Raw genomic sequence first — 12801 nt, 5'->3', positions numbered from 1 at the left:
AGATTACGTCCCTGCACAGCATAGCCCCCCGGCGAAGAAGTGCTCCCGGACACAAGGTCCGGGAGCTAAGTTATCACCCTGCTGCGGGGGTGCATTCAACGCCGTCGCTGGTAGCAGGGGCGCCGCCCTCCGGGGCGTATTCGGCATTGTTACAGTTGTTAATGTCGGTCGAGGCGCCATCGATGGCCTCTTTGACATTGGCGCCCAGCACCATGGCGGCGGCACCGATGCCGACGCCGACGATGGCGATGATGAGAGCGTATTCGGCAGCCGAGGCGCCCGATTCGTCAGCGGCGAAAGTCTTCAGGAAGTTCTTCATGGTCTAAAATCCCCATCAAACCCTGCATCGCCGTATGGATGGGCCGATGACGCAGGTTTACTGTCCAAGGCTTCAACGGCGCTTCCGCTGAGCCAGTCCGTTAGGCTGGAGAATGATTGGACCCGGTTATCGTTTTATATCATCGGCGAACCGGGCTTTTGCCCAATCTTTCGCCAACCCTTCGAAACCGACATCAGTTTCCCGAATCAGTGCCTGCAGGTCAACGCAAAACCATTGCCAATAAATTAACTCGCATTTTCCGCGCGTTAGCCGGCAGCAAACTTAAAAGGCGCGGTTAACGGCCGGGTAACGATGCATTTGGGCAACGCGCGAATCGGGCAGCGAATCAACGGTCCGGGGCGGAACCGGCGCAATTTGCTGTGGTTAACTGGTTTGACCGTGCGCCATTCCCGCGCGCAGTCTGCGGTCAGGGGCAGCTAACGCCGCCCGCCGCCTTCGTCAGGAGATGCCATGCGCGGTTTCTGGAACCGATATTGCCGCAGCCTCCATCGGCGCAGCGCGCGCATCGCGCCCGCCCTGTCGCGGCTGACCACCGCGCTCTGCATCGGCTGGGCGGGGCTGTTCCTGATGGCGGCCGCGTTCCGCGTGATCGCTTCGCCCGCCATGCTCCCCGGCGCGCTGGCCCAGGTCATCGCGGTCTATACCGCCATCGCGCTGGCGCCGCTGGCCGGATACACGGTCGCCTCGCGCGGGTTTTCCGGCAGCCTGCCCCAGCTCACGCTGCGCCTGCCGCCGATCATCGGCCGCTGGCGAACCCTGCGGGCGGACGATGCGCGCCAGCACCCGCTGTTCGGCCCGGCAGGCTTCATGGCATCGCTGCTGGTGGGCCTGCTGCTCAACGTGGTGCTGCGCAGCCTCGAATTCCTGCTCGCCATTCCCGCAATCGGCGCCGGCGGCCCGCAATGGGGCGAAGCATTGTTCCTGCTGATGGCGGCGGACGTGGGGCTGATGGCGTTCGTCTATATGGTGTGTTTCGCCTTCGCGCTGCGAAACGTGCCGTTATTCCCGCGAATGCTTCTCTTCGCGTGGGTTTTAGACGTCTTTTTGCAGCTTTTCATCGCGCACCGACTGGGCGCGATGCCGGGCCTTCCGGCGGATGTCGCCGCCCCACTCGCCGTGCTGCTGGACGGCAATATCAAGAAAGTGCTGATCAGCGCCTTCGTCTGGCTGCCCTGGCTGATCCTCTCGGTACGGGCCAACGTGACCTTCCGCCACCGCGCCCCGGCGACTGCGGGCGAGTGACCGGCGGGCCGGCTTACCGTTCCACCCGCCAGCGCCTGATCGTTTCGGCCAGCATGGGCGCGTCGGCGCTGTCGCGTCCCCAGCGCTCGCTGAACGATGGGTCGTCCGACGCCGGCCGCTTGGCCGCTTCCAGCTCGTCGATCATCACGCGCATGGCGATCGGCACGCCTTCGCCGCTGACGATGCATTCCCGGTTGCGCAGCGCGCCCACCGCGCCCGCGATGCTGCGCGCCCCTTCGCTCAGCGCGGCGGCGAGATGCGCCTGGTCCGCCTGATTGTTGAGCCGCAGCGACATGATCGTGCCGCACTGCGACAGGGCGGTGTCCGACAGTTCGGACGGCCGCTGGCTCACCATGCCCAGGCACACGCCATACTTGCGCCCTTCGCGGGCGATCCGTTCCAGTTGGCGGCGGACGGACCGCGTCGCCTCGGTCGGAACACGGGGGAGGTATCGGTGCGCCTCTTCGCACAGGAGCAGGATCGGCGCGTGCCGATCGCGCGGGGCCCAGATCGCGTAATCGAGGATCAGCCGCGCCAGGGTGGAGACGACGACGTTGACGATCTCCGTCGGCACGCCTGCCAGGTTGACGATGGAGATCGGCTTGCCCGCGTTGGGGATGCGCAGCAGATCGCCCAGCAGCGTTTCCAGCGACGCGTTGGCATGATCGGCGTTGAAGATGAAGCCGTAGCGGCGATCGTGGAAGAACTGTTCGATCGTCAGGCGCAAGTGAGTGTAACGGCTGGCCTCCGCGATCTTCTCCAGCTTGCCGGCCTCCGCCTCCAGCGCGTCGGTCAGGTCGGCGTACTGGTAGGATATCGGCGTGTCGGCGGTGATGCGGCCGGGATCGGCGGCATGGATGTTCCGCATGCGCGCGCGCAGCAGCACCTTGGCCATGATGTTCGCGTCGATGGTCCCTTCGTCCCCTTCGGCGGCAACGAACACCTCGCAGTGTTCTTCCAGGTTCATCGCCCAGTAGGGGAGGGTGAGGTTGGCCACGTCCCATACCTGCGCCCGGTCGCCGAAGGCGTGGGCGTATTCGCCGTGCGGATCGAAGATCACCACGTGGCCGCTCGCCGCCTGGCTGACGATGCGGTCCAGCATCAGGGCCACGGTGGTGGACTTGCCCGCGCCGCTCGACCCCACGACCCCGAAGTGGCGGCCGAGGAGCTGGTCGAACAGGATCGGCGCGCGCACGTCGGCCGTGGGGAACACAGTGCCGATCTGGATATGCGCCATGGCCGGGGGCGCGAAGATGGCCGCAAGCTCCGCCTCGGTCGCGAATCGCACCGGATCGCCGGGCTGCGGGTAGGCGTCGATGCCGCGGCGGAAACCCGTCAGCGCGCCGTCCGCACCGTTCACCCCTTCGCCGAGGTATTCGCACTCCGCCTCGATCGTGCCGCCGCCGCTCTCGTCACCCCCGCGCATCGCCACCAGGCTGGCGAACACCGGGGTGCCGTGCGCATCGATGCGCACGATGCCGCCGATGGAGCGGTTGTGCGCGTCGGCATCGCCGGCCGCCCGCTCCGCCCGCAGGCGCTGCGCATCGATGGCGCAGGTCACCACGCTTCCACTGGTGCCGAGCACATGCCCCAGGTTCTGATCCGATCCGTTCACCGATGGCCCCCCGTCAATGATGGCGGCCGCACGCGGCCTGCCGAATTGCAGCGCAGGATGACCGATTCGGCGCCGATGGCAAGCGCGCGGCGAAGGCGTGCCCCGATCGGGGGCGGTGCGGGGTCGTCAGCCAGGGGTGCGCGGACCGCCCTCGCCTGCGTCATCCCGGGCGCCTTGATCGTCGTCCTCGTCCCCGAACTCGCCCTCGTCCTCGATCAGGATGCGGTTTGCGGCGCCGTCCAGGTCCTCGAACTGCCCGGCGCGCATGGCCCAGAAAAAGACGATGAGGCCGAGCAGGCCGAGCCCCAGTGCAACCGGGATCAGGACGGCGAGGCCGTTCACCGCGCGGCGCGCGCCAGGCGCAGCGAATTGCCTACCACGACGAGCGAACTCAGCGACATCGCGATGGCGGCGATCAGCGGCGTGACATAGCCCGCGATCGCCAGCGGCACGGCGAACACGTTGTAGATGACCGCGAAACCGATGTTCTGGCGCACGATGGCCATCGTCCGTCGTGACACCCTGACAGCGTCGGCGACCGGCATCAGCCGCGATCCCACGAACACGGCGTCGGCAGCCTGCTGGCTCACGTCGCTCGCGGTTCCGGGCGCGATCGAAGCATGCGCGGCGGCGAGCGCGGGCCCGTCGTTGAGCCCGTCGCCCACCATCAGCGGGCGCCGGCCCCCAGCCTTGAGATGCTCCAGCGCGGCGAGCTTCGCCTGCGGCGCGACGCCGCCTTCCGCTTCGATCCCCAGCGTGCGCGCAACGGAGGCGACAGCCTCCGCCCGGTCACCGGAAACGATCCGGCTGACGATGCCCTCGCGGGCGAGGGACCCGATCGCCTCTTCCGCGTCGCTGCGCAGCGGATCGGCGAAAGGCACCGTCCACGCCCGCGTACCGATGCGCAGACAGGACGCCATCGCGGCGCCCTCGTCGTCCCCCGGCGCGCCCGGCCGCTCGAGCGAAACCGCCACGCCCGCGGCCTGGCCGAACACGCCGCGGCCGGTGCGTTCCTCGACGTTCTCGATCGCGGCGGGCACGACCCCTTCCTGCGTCAGGGCGGCGGCGAGACCGCGCGACAGGGGGTGGCGGCTCTGCTGCGCCAGCGCCAGCGCCACCGGCCAGGCGCCGGGATCGACCGCGGACAGATCGGGCCGCGGCTCGCCCAGCGTCAGCGTGCCGGTCTTGTCGAACAGGGCGATGTCCACTTCGGCGAGCCGCTCCAGCGCGCTGCCGTCCTTGACCAGCAGGCCGCGCTTCATCAGCGCGCCGGCGGCCACGACTTGCGCGGCTGGGACGGCGAGGCCCATCGCGCAAGGACAGGTGATGATCAGCACCGCGATCGCGATCACCAGCGACTGGTACCACCCCGCGCCGGCCAGCATCCACCCCGCGAAGCTGAGCGCGGCCAGCGTGTGGACGGCCGGCGCGTAGAGCCGCGATGCCCGGTCGGCGATGCGGACGTAGCGGCTGCGCGACTGGCCGGCCTCGTCCATCAGGCGCGCGATGGCGGCGATCGCGGTGTCCTCCGCCGCCGCCGTGACACGCACGCGCAAGGGCTGCGACAGGTTGACGGTTCCGGCGTGAACGATGGCGCCGGGCCCGACCGGTTCCGGCGCGCTTTCCCCGGTGAGCATGGCGTTGTCGATCGCGCTGCGCCCGTCATCCACCGTGCCGTCTGCGGCCAAGGCTTCGCCCGCCGCGACAAGCATGACCATGCCGGGCGCGATGCTCTCGGCCGGCACGCGCCGCACGGATCCGTCCGGCTGAACGATCCCGGCGCTGCGCCCCATGCGGCCGAGCAGGGCGCCGATCTCCGCCCGGGTGCGGCCGCGCATCATCGAATCGAGCGCGCGCCCGGCCAGCAGGAAGAACAGCAGCATGGTGGCGCCGTCGAAATAGGCGTGCTCGCCCCCCGTCGCGGTCTCATAGATGCTGAGGGCGGTCGCAAGCAGGACGCCGATGGAAATCGGCACGTCCATGTTGGTCCGCCCGTGCCGCAGCGCCAGCGCGGCCGAGGCGAAGAACGGCCGTCCGGAATAGGCCACCACGGGCAGCGCGATGAGGGCCGAAAGCCAGTGGAACAGTTCGCGCGTGACCCCATCCGCCCCCGACCATACGCTGACCGACAGCAGCATGATGTTCATCATGCCGAAGCCCGCGACGGCAAGCGCGCGGAGGAGCGCCTTCGTCTCCCCGTCATCCTGCGCCAGCGGGTTGGCGGCGACCGCCTGGGCTTCGAACCCGATTCGGGCGAGCGCCGCCACGAGCGCCTCGTCATCGAGGCGCGGGTCGTGCCGTATCGCGACCCGCTTGGCCGAGAAGTTCACCCGCACGGCGCGCACTCCGCCGACGCGCGCCATTTCCCGCTCGATCGTGCCGATGCAGCCGGCGCACTTGATCCCGGGAACGACGAAGCGGCTGTCCGCATCGCCCCCGGTGTCGAGCGCGGCGTGATCGAGCGGGGCGTTCAACCGATGGGGCTTTCGCTGCGGAACAGGTCGCCTCCGGCCCGGATCGTCAGCCGCAGGGTCCAGCGCCCGTCCGACAGGCTTTCCGCCGAAAGGAAGCGGTTGGGGCCGTCGGGCGAGAAGGTCAGCGCCACATCCGCTTCCCGGCCCAGCGGATGCCACGCCAGGCCTTCGATCGCAGCGTCGGCCGGGGCACCTGACAGCGTCAGTGCGACACGGCCGTCCGCCCGCCGCTCCGCCACGACCTTCCAGCCGAGCGATTCCTGCCGCTTCGCTTCGGCCAGCCACCCGTTGAACTGCTGGCTGGCGACGTAGGAGTTCTTGACCACGATGCCGCCAAAAGTCTGACTGGCGAGCGTCGCCATGAGCATGTTGACGGCGATCACCACGCCGAAGCCGGTGACGAGGACGGCGGCCATGTGGCGGCCGGTGAAGGGTCGGTTCATTGGCTGGCCTGCGGGGCATCGAAGTTCGTTTCGGTGCGGTCCGTCTCGCGTTCTTCGCCCAGCGCGGTGAGCGAGAATGCGAACGATGTCGCCGCCGTATCGGCCGGGGCGACCACGTAGGCGCGCATGGTTTGCGTGGAATCTGCCGGAACGGTGATCCGGATCATCCGGGCGGCCTGCGCGCGCGACATCGTGTCGCTCCACATCACCGCGCCGGGCAACCCTTCGATCGCGACTTCCATCGGCCGCGGCCGGGTGGCCATGTTGCGCAGGCTGAGCGTGTAGGAGTTGCGCACCGATCCGTCGCTCATCAGCATGAAGGGCGGGTTGCGGTCCGGTGCTACCGAGAGATCGGTCCGGCTGCGATTGCCGAGGGCGAACAGCATGGCGAGGCCGATGGAGCCCCAGATCAGCGTGTAGGCGATCGTGCGCGGGCGCAGCAGCGCACGCCACGCCGGGCGTGGCTTGGCGCCATTGGCTTCGGCCTCGCAATCCTCGAGCGTCGCGTAGTCGATCAGGCCGCGCGGACGGCCGACTTCGGCCATCACCCGGTCGCAGGCATCGATGCACAGCGCGCAGGTGATGCAGCCGATCTGCGGCCCGTCGCGAATGTCGATGCCGGTAGGGCAGACCTGGACGCACATCGTGCAATCGATGCAGTCCCCCACCATGCCGGGATTCCGCTCCGCCTTCTTGACGCTGCCGCGCGGTTCGCCGCGCCAGTCCTTGTATGTCACCAGCAGCGATTTTTCGTCCATCATCGCGGTCTGGATGCGGGGCCAGGGACACATGTAGATGCACACCTGTTCACGCATGAAACCGCCCAGCGTCACGGTGGTGAGCGTCAGGATGGCAACGGTGATGTAGGCCGCCGGCGCCGCCTCGCCGCGCCAGAAATCGTGCACCAGGGTGGGCGCGTCGGCGAAATACATGATCCACGCGCCGCCGGTCCAGAACCCGATGACGAGGTAGATGGTCCACTTCAGCGCGCGCCGGGCGATCTTGTTCGGGCCCCATGGGGCGGCGTCGAGCTTCTGCCGGGCGAAGCGGTCGCCGTCGACGAAGCGGTCGACATGCTGGAACAGGTCGGTCCACACCGTCTGCGGGCAGGCATAGCCGCACCATGCCCGGCCGACCGCACTGGTGATGATGAACAGGCCGACGCCCGCCATGATCAGCAAGCCGGCGACGAAATAGAATTCCTGCGGCCAGATCTCGATGCCGAACATGTAGAAGCGGCGGTTGGCGAGATCGACCAGCACTGCCTGGTCAGGGGCGTAGGGGCCGCGGTCCCAGCGGATCCACGGGGTGCCATAGTAGATCGCCAGCGTGACGAGCATGACGAACCACTTGAACCGCCGAAAGGGCCCGTCGATCCGCCGGTTGTGGACCGTCTTGCGCGCCTCGAACAGCTTTTCAGGCAGGTGCGTACGGGCCGGTTCGTGCGGTTCGTGGCGCCTGGTGGTCGCTTCCGGCGCGGCGACCGCGCTCGACACGGGTTCGTTGGTCTTGCGGACCCCGTCTTCGATCAGTTCGGGCTTGTCAGGGTCGCTCATCGACTTCGATCGCCGGGTCTGCGGCGACCTCCACGAAATCCTCGCCGCCGCCCAGCGAGTGGACATAGGCGGCCAGCATCTTGATCGTCGCCGGGTCCAGCCTGCCTTCCCATGCGGGCATCACCCCCATGCGCGGGCGCAGGATCTGGCGCGCGACGTCCTCGCGCGTGTTGCCGTAGAGCCAGATCGCATCGTTGAGCCGCGGCGCGCCCTGGGCGCGGTCCCCTTCGCCGGCGGGGCCATGACAGATCGTGCAGTTGTCCGCGTAGATCCGTGCGCCGACGGGGTTCGCCCGTCCCTTGCCGCTGAACGACAGGACATGTTCCGACAGGGCCGTGAGCTGGCCGGCGTCGAATACGCCTTCGAACGGCGGCATATCGCTCGCCCGGGTACTGTCCCGGTCCGGCTGGCGGATGCCGTTGACGAGCGTGAAATGGATGGCCTTGAGATCCCCGCCCCACAGCCAGTCGTCGTCGTTGAGGTTGGGGTAGCCGAGCGTCTGGCTGCCGGCAGCGCCGCTGCCGTGGCACTGGGAGCAGTGAACCTTGAACGCCGCCCTGCCGCCGGCCACCGCCTGCTGCATCAGCGCGCTGTTTTCCGGCAGGCGTTCGATCGGAATGCGGACGAGCTGTTCGCGCACCGTGGTGCGTGCCTGGTCGGCGATCGACATTTCCTTGGCGAGCTGGCCCCGGCTGGTCCACCCCAGCACCCCGGCGGTCGCCCGGTCCACCAGCGGCCAGGCGGGGTAGAGAATGACATAGACCACGCCCCACACGATCGTGAGGTAGAGCGTCCACAGCCACCACCGCGGCATCGGGGTGTCGAGTTCCTCGATCCCGTCCCACTCGTGACCGACCGTTTCCGTGCCGGTCGCCTCGTCGACGCGCTTTCCGTCATGCCTGTCAGTCGTCATCGTTCTCGTCCCGGAAAATCACGTTGGCCGCGTCGTCGCTGTGCTTGCGTCCGCCGGGCCGAAAGGGCCACGCAACCAGCACCGTAAAGATCACCACCATCGCGAACAGGCCCCAACTGTCGGCGAACTGGCGCATCGTCTCGTACGTCGAATGCCCCATCACCGGCCCGTTTCGTTGGCCAGCTCCGCCTGCGCGGCGGCGCTGTTCACATCGACCAGCGTGCCGAGCATCTGGAGATAGGCGACAATCGCGTCCATTTCGGTAAGGCGCGTGGGATCGCCGTCGAAGTCGCGGATCTGCGCCTTGGGGTATCGCGTCGCCAGGTCGCCGGCGTCCGCCTCAGGATCGGCCTGGGCCTTGAGGTCCGCCTGGGCGCGTTGGATGTCGGTTTCCGAATAGGGCACGCCGACCCGGCTGAGCGCGCGCAGCTTGGCCGATGCCTGCGCCGTATCGAGATCCGTTTCGGCGAGGAAGGCATACGTCGGCATCACGCTTTCCGGCACGACCGACCGCGGGGCGATGAGGTGCTGGACGTGCCATTCGTCGGAATACCGGTTGCCCACGCGCGCCAGGTCGGGGCCGGTTCGCTTGGATCCCCACTGGAACGGGTGATCGTACATGCTTTCGGCGGCAAGGCTGTAGTGACCATACCGTTCGACCTCGTCCCGGAAGGGGCGGATCATCTGGCTGTGGCAGGTGTAGCACCCTTCGCGGACGTAGATGTCGCGGCCCGCCTGCTCCAGCGGGGTGTAGGGGCGCATCCCTTCGACTTTCTCGATCGTGCCGTCGATCCAGAAAAGCGGCGCGATCTCCACGATGCCGCCGATGGCGACCGCGATGAACGCGCCCACGCCCAGCAGCGTGACGTTGCGTTCGATCTTCTTGTGCTGGTCGGTGAAACCCATTGATTGTCGTCCTATTCGGCAGGTTGCGCGACGATCGGACGGTCGGCGACCGGATCGTAGGCAGCATCCGTGAGCGGGGCTTCCTTGCGCAGCCGGCCCTTGATGGTGAGCCAGACGTTGGCGAGCATGAGGACGGCCCCGGCGAGGTACAGCAATCCGCCGAACGCGCGCAGGATATACATCGGGCGCACGGCCGCGACGGTATCGACGAAGCTGTTCACGAGGTAGCCGTCAGCGCCGTATTCGCGCCACATCAGGCCCTGGGTGATGCCTGCCACCCACATGGCCGAGGCGTAGAACACGATGCCCAGCGTCGCGAGCCAGAAGTGCCAGTTCACCCAGCGCAGCGAGTAGAGCCGTTCGCGCTTCCACAGCCGCGGCACGAGGAAATAGACCGCGGCGAACGAGATCATGCCGTTCCACCCCAGGGCGCCGGCGTGCACGTGGCCGATGGTCCAGTCGGTATAATGCGACAGGCTGTTGACCATCTTGATCGACATCAGCGGGCCTTCGAACGTGGCCATGCCGTAGAACGCCAGCGCGATCACCATCATGCGGATGATGGGATCGGTGCGCACTTTGTCCCATGCCCCATTCAGCGTCATCAGCCCGTTGATCATGCCGCCCCAGCTCGGCATCCACAGGATGACCGAAAACACCATGCCCAGCGTCTGCGCCCAGTCGGGCAGGGCGGTGTAGTGCAGGTGGTGCGGACCGGCCCAGATATAGAGGAAGATCAGGCTCCAGAAGTGGAGGATCGACAGGCGGTAGGAATAGATCGGCCGCTCCGCCTGCTTGGGCATGAAGTAATACATCATCGCCAGGAACGGCACGGTGAGGAAGAACGCGACCGCGTTGTGCCCGTACCACCACTGCGTCAGCGCATCCTGGACGCCGGCGAACGCGGAGTAGGACAGCGACCCGAAGATCGTGACCGGCACCGCAAGGTTGTTGACGATGTGCAGCATCGCGATGGTGATGATGAACGACAGGTAGAACCAGTTGGCGACGTAGATGTGCGGTTCCGTCCGCCGCGCCAGCGTGCCGACGAAGACGATGAAGTATGCCACCCAGACGATCGTCAGCCACAGGTCGACGTACCATTCGGGCTCCGCGTATTCGCGGCTCTGCGTGACCCCGAAGACGTAGCCGCTCGCCGCCAGGACCAGGAACATCTGGTAGCCCCAGAATACGAACCGGGCGAGCGCCGGGAAGGCGAGCCGCGCGCGGCAGGTCCGCTGGACGACGTAGTACGAAGTCGCCAGGAGGATGTTGCCGCCGAAGGCGAACACCACGCCCGAGGTGTGCAGCGGACGCAGGCGGCCGAAGTTGAGATAGGGTTCGAGGTTGAGGCCGGGCCAGGCGAGCTGGAGTGCGATCACGAGGCCGACCAGCAGACCCACGATGCTCCAGCCCACGGTGGCAATCACGCCCCAGCGGATCGGCTCGTCGTCATACCGGCTTGGGTCCGTGGGCATGTCGAAGAACCCCCGGGCGCGGCCCAGCGGGTCGAAGCGGGCGGCCGAGGCGACCAGCAGGCCGAGCGCGATCACGCCCACGAGCGCGGCATGCATGGCGAACCCGCTGTCGGCGGCCCCGGCGTATGCGACCACCGCGACGATCAATACGGCAAACCACAGGCCGATGCGGCCCAGTGCAGTTTCGGCCTGCATGAAATTCTCCGTCAGTTTCCCGAAGCCCTAGGCGAGCGTGCGAGCGTGCGCTTTGATCCAGCGCAAATTTGGCAATTAGTCGGCAGGGCCGTTCGGGCCTGCCGCGCGCGCCCTGAGCGCGGCGAGATTCGGCACCCGGACAGCGGATCGGCCGCTCGTTTCGATCACCCCTTCGCCGCGCAGATCGGTGAACTGGCGGCTGACCGTCTCGATCGTCAGGCCGAGACTATCGGCGATATCCCGGCGCGACATCGGCAAGCGGATCGTGCAGCCGGCGCCCTCGCGCGTGCCGATCCGGTCGGCCATCGAGGCTATGAACCCGGTCACCCGTTCGGGCGCTGTCTTTCGGCCCAGTGCCACGGACTTCTCGCGCGACCGGTTGAGCGCGAGCAGGGTCCGGTCGATCATTGTGCGCAGCAGGGCCGGTTCGGCGTCTGCCAAGGCCATGTAGGCGGCGGCCGGGAAGGCCAGCGCCACGCTGTGGGTCAGGGCGCACAGTTCGTAGGCATGCGCGTTGCGCTGCGGGACCGAGACGAGGTCCCCTGCGAAATGAAACGCCACCACCTGCTGGCGATCGTCGGAAACGTGCGCGACCAGCTTGGCGGCGCCCGACGCCATGAACACGATACTGTCGCGGCTGTCGTCCAGCCGCATGCTCTCCCCCGGTTCGGCCGAAATCCGGTAGGCTAGGCGGCGGAATGCATCGCGCGTGGCGCGGTCGCAATCGAATGACAGGATCGTTTCGACGAAGCGGTCGAAAGGTTCCAGTGCTCCGTTCGCGGCACTTTTCAGGCTATCCGGCATGCCTGCTCAAGAGGCGAGCCAGCGGCACCTGTCGTTGATCTGGCTCAAAATTGTATGCGGCGAGGGAACCCCCGCCGGGGTCACCGCCTCAGCAGGATCGCTGCATCAGCGCCTCGCGGTCGAGGATCGCGATCTCGCGGCGCGACGGGGTATCGATCAGGCCATCCCGCCGGAACTTGGTAATCTGGCGGCTCACCGTCTCGATCGTCAGGCCCAGTAGATCGGCGATCTGCTGGCGCGAGAACGGCAGCTCCATCGTCCCGCTTCGCGCGGCGGGGTCGCTATCTTCTTCCGGCGCAAGTCGATTCCACAATTCCAGCAGGAACGTGGCGAGCTTCTGTTCCGCGCTCATCCGGCCCAGCAGCAGCATCCAGCGGCGCGTGCGGTCGAGCTCCGTCAGCGTGTGCTCGAGCAGCTTGTGCTCCAGCCGCGAATGTTCGCGGGCGAAGCGGTCGAAGTCCGTGCGCTGGAACACGCATACGACCGCATCGGTCAGCGCCTCCACCCCGTAGGGGGTCGACTGGCCGAACGGACGGCCGAGAAAATCGGAAGGGAACGCAAGGCCCAGGATCTGCTCGCGCCCGTCAGCCGTCTGGTTCGACAGCTTCAGCATGCCTTCGACCACGTTGGCGACAACCGGCGCCTCGTCGCCTTCCCACAGGAACTGTTCCCCCGCCTCCAGCCGGCGGCGCCGTCCCATGCGGTTCAGCAACCCGATCTCCGCGCTGTCGAGGTCGGCGCAGATCGACCGGTTGCGGATCGCGCAAGCCTGGCAGAAATTGACCTGGAGTTCGGCGGATCGCGCGTTCATCCGGGTAATCTAGGCTGTTACGCG

At 67.4% G+C, this 12801-nt stretch carries 13 protein-coding genes; 1 reads left to right on the top strand and 12 read right to left on the bottom strand.

The window, feature by feature from the left end; translation table 11 throughout:
* Positions 1-73: 73 nt before the first annotated feature.
* On the bottom strand, positions 74-319 hold the full coding sequence (locus GRI40_RS13885) for a Flp family type IVb pilin (RefSeq protein ID WP_237489027.1): 246 nt from the start codon (positions 317-319) through the stop codon (positions 74-76).
* Positions 320-790: 471 nt separating this feature from the next.
* Between GRI40_RS13885 and GRI40_RS08360 the strand changes: the two genes are divergently transcribed.
* Positions 791-1582 carry a DUF2569 domain-containing protein gene (locus GRI40_RS08360; RefSeq protein ID WP_160610896.1) on the top strand — a complete coding sequence of 264 codons (792 nt, stop codon included), beginning with the start codon at positions 791-793 and terminating at the stop codon, positions 1580-1582.
* Between the two features lie 13 nt (positions 1583-1595).
* Here GRI40_RS08360 and GRI40_RS08355 read toward each other — a convergent pair whose 3' ends face one another.
* From GRI40_RS08355 to GRI40_RS08305, 11 genes are all read right to left on the bottom strand, one after another.
* Complete coding sequence (locus tag GRI40_RS08355) at positions 1596-3197, bottom strand: helicase HerA domain-containing protein (RefSeq protein ID WP_160610895.1); 1602 nt, start codon at positions 3195-3197, stop codon at positions 1596-1598.
* Between the two features lie 126 nt (positions 3198-3323).
* Positions 3324-3539 carry a cbb3-type cytochrome oxidase assembly protein CcoS gene (gene ccoS / locus GRI40_RS14015; RefSeq protein WP_160610894.1) on the bottom strand — a complete coding sequence of 72 codons (216 nt, stop codon included), beginning with the start codon at positions 3537-3539 and terminating at the stop codon, positions 3324-3326.
* Positions 3536-5671 carry a heavy metal translocating P-type ATPase gene (locus GRI40_RS08345; RefSeq protein ID WP_160610893.1) on the bottom strand — a complete coding sequence of 712 codons (2136 nt, stop codon included), beginning with the start codon at positions 5669-5671 and terminating at the stop codon, positions 3536-3538. Before GRI40_RS08345 ends, ccoS begins: the two co-directional genes overlap by 4 nt.
* Positions 5668-6114: a FixH family protein gene (locus GRI40_RS08340; RefSeq protein WP_160610892.1), complete on the bottom strand. Its 447-nt coding sequence runs from the start codon at positions 6112-6114 to the stop codon at positions 5668-5670. The genes GRI40_RS08345 and GRI40_RS08340 overlap by 4 nt, the downstream gene beginning before the upstream one ends.
* Positions 6111-7670: a cytochrome c oxidase accessory protein CcoG gene (gene ccoG / locus GRI40_RS08335; protein WP_160610891.1), complete on the bottom strand. Its 1560-nt coding sequence runs from the start codon at positions 7668-7670 to the stop codon at positions 6111-6113. Before ccoG ends, GRI40_RS08340 begins: the two co-directional genes overlap by 4 nt.
* Complete coding sequence (ccoP, locus tag GRI40_RS08330) at positions 7657-8583, bottom strand: cytochrome-c oxidase, cbb3-type subunit III (protein WP_160610890.1); 927 nt, start codon at positions 8581-8583, stop codon at positions 7657-7659. Before ccoP ends, ccoG begins: the two co-directional genes overlap by 14 nt.
* Positions 8573-8743, bottom strand: coding sequence for a cbb3-type cytochrome c oxidase subunit 3 (locus tag GRI40_RS08325; protein ID WP_202390296.1), 171 nt, complete (start codon positions 8741-8743; stop codon positions 8573-8575). The genes ccoP and GRI40_RS08325 overlap by 11 nt, the downstream gene beginning before the upstream one ends.
* A complete protein-coding gene (gene ccoO, locus GRI40_RS08320) occupies positions 8743-9489 on the bottom strand; it encodes a cytochrome-c oxidase, cbb3-type subunit II (RefSeq protein WP_160610888.1) in 747 nt (248 codons plus the stop codon). Before ccoO ends, GRI40_RS08325 begins: the two co-directional genes overlap by 1 nt.
* Before the next feature lie 11 nt (positions 9490-9500).
* On the bottom strand, positions 9501-11162 hold the full coding sequence (ccoN, locus tag GRI40_RS08315; protein ID WP_160610887.1) for a cytochrome-c oxidase, cbb3-type subunit I: 1662 nt from the start codon (positions 11160-11162) through the stop codon (positions 9501-9503).
* 75 nt (positions 11163-11237) lie between these two features.
* Positions 11238-11966: a helix-turn-helix domain-containing protein gene (locus GRI40_RS08310; RefSeq protein WP_160610886.1), complete on the bottom strand. Its 729-nt coding sequence runs from the start codon at positions 11964-11966 to the stop codon at positions 11238-11240.
* 88 nt (positions 11967-12054) lie between these two features.
* Positions 12055-12777: a Crp/Fnr family transcriptional regulator gene (locus GRI40_RS08305; protein WP_160610885.1), complete on the bottom strand. Its 723-nt coding sequence runs from the start codon at positions 12775-12777 to the stop codon at positions 12055-12057.
* Positions 12778-12801 lie beyond the last annotated feature (24 nt).

Origin of the sequence: Tsuneonella aeria (genome assembly GCF_009827495.1) — a bacterium.
GTDB classification, from domain to species: Bacteria; Pseudomonadota; Alphaproteobacteria; order Sphingomonadales; family Sphingomonadaceae; genus Tsuneonella; species Tsuneonella aeria.
Note: the sequence above shows the minus strand (reverse complement) of the source record. Positions and strands in the feature narration are given on the sequence as shown.

Coding starts and splice junctions, on each gene's coding strand:
- GRI40_RS13885 (WP_237489027.1), bottom strand. CDS start 319: ATGAAGAACTTCCTGAAGACTTTCGCCGCTGACGAATCGGGCGCCTCG.
- GRI40_RS08360 (WP_160610896.1), top strand. CDS start 791: ATGCGCGGTTTCTGGAACCGATATTGCCGCAGCCTCCATCGGCGCAGC.
- GRI40_RS08340 (WP_160610892.1), bottom strand. CDS start 6,114: ATGAACCGACCCTTCACCGGCCGCCACATGGCCGCCGTCCTCGTCACC.
- ccoG (WP_160610891.1), bottom strand. CDS start 7,670: ATGAGCGACCCTGACAAGCCCGAACTGATCGAAGACGGGGTCCGCAAG.
- ccoP (WP_160610890.1), bottom strand. CDS start 8,583: ATGACGACTGACAGGCATGACGGAAAGCGCGTCGACGAGGCGACCGGC.
- GRI40_RS08325 (WP_202390296.1), bottom strand. CDS start 8,743: ATGGGGCATTCGACGTACGAGACGATGCGCCAGTTCGCCGACAGTTGG.
- ccoO (WP_160610888.1), bottom strand. CDS start 9,489: ATGGGTTTCACCGACCAGCACAAGAAGATCGAACGCAACGTCACGCTG.
- ccoN (WP_160610887.1), bottom strand. CDS start 11,162: ATGCAGGCCGAAACTGCACTGGGCCGCATCGGCCTGTGGTTTGCCGTA.
- GRI40_RS08310 (WP_160610886.1), bottom strand. CDS start 11,966: ATGCCGGATAGCCTGAAAAGTGCCGCGAACGGAGCACTGGAACCTTTC.
- GRI40_RS08305 (WP_160610885.1), bottom strand. CDS start 12,777: ATGAACGCGCGATCCGCCGAACTCCAGGTCAATTTCTGCCAGGCTTGC.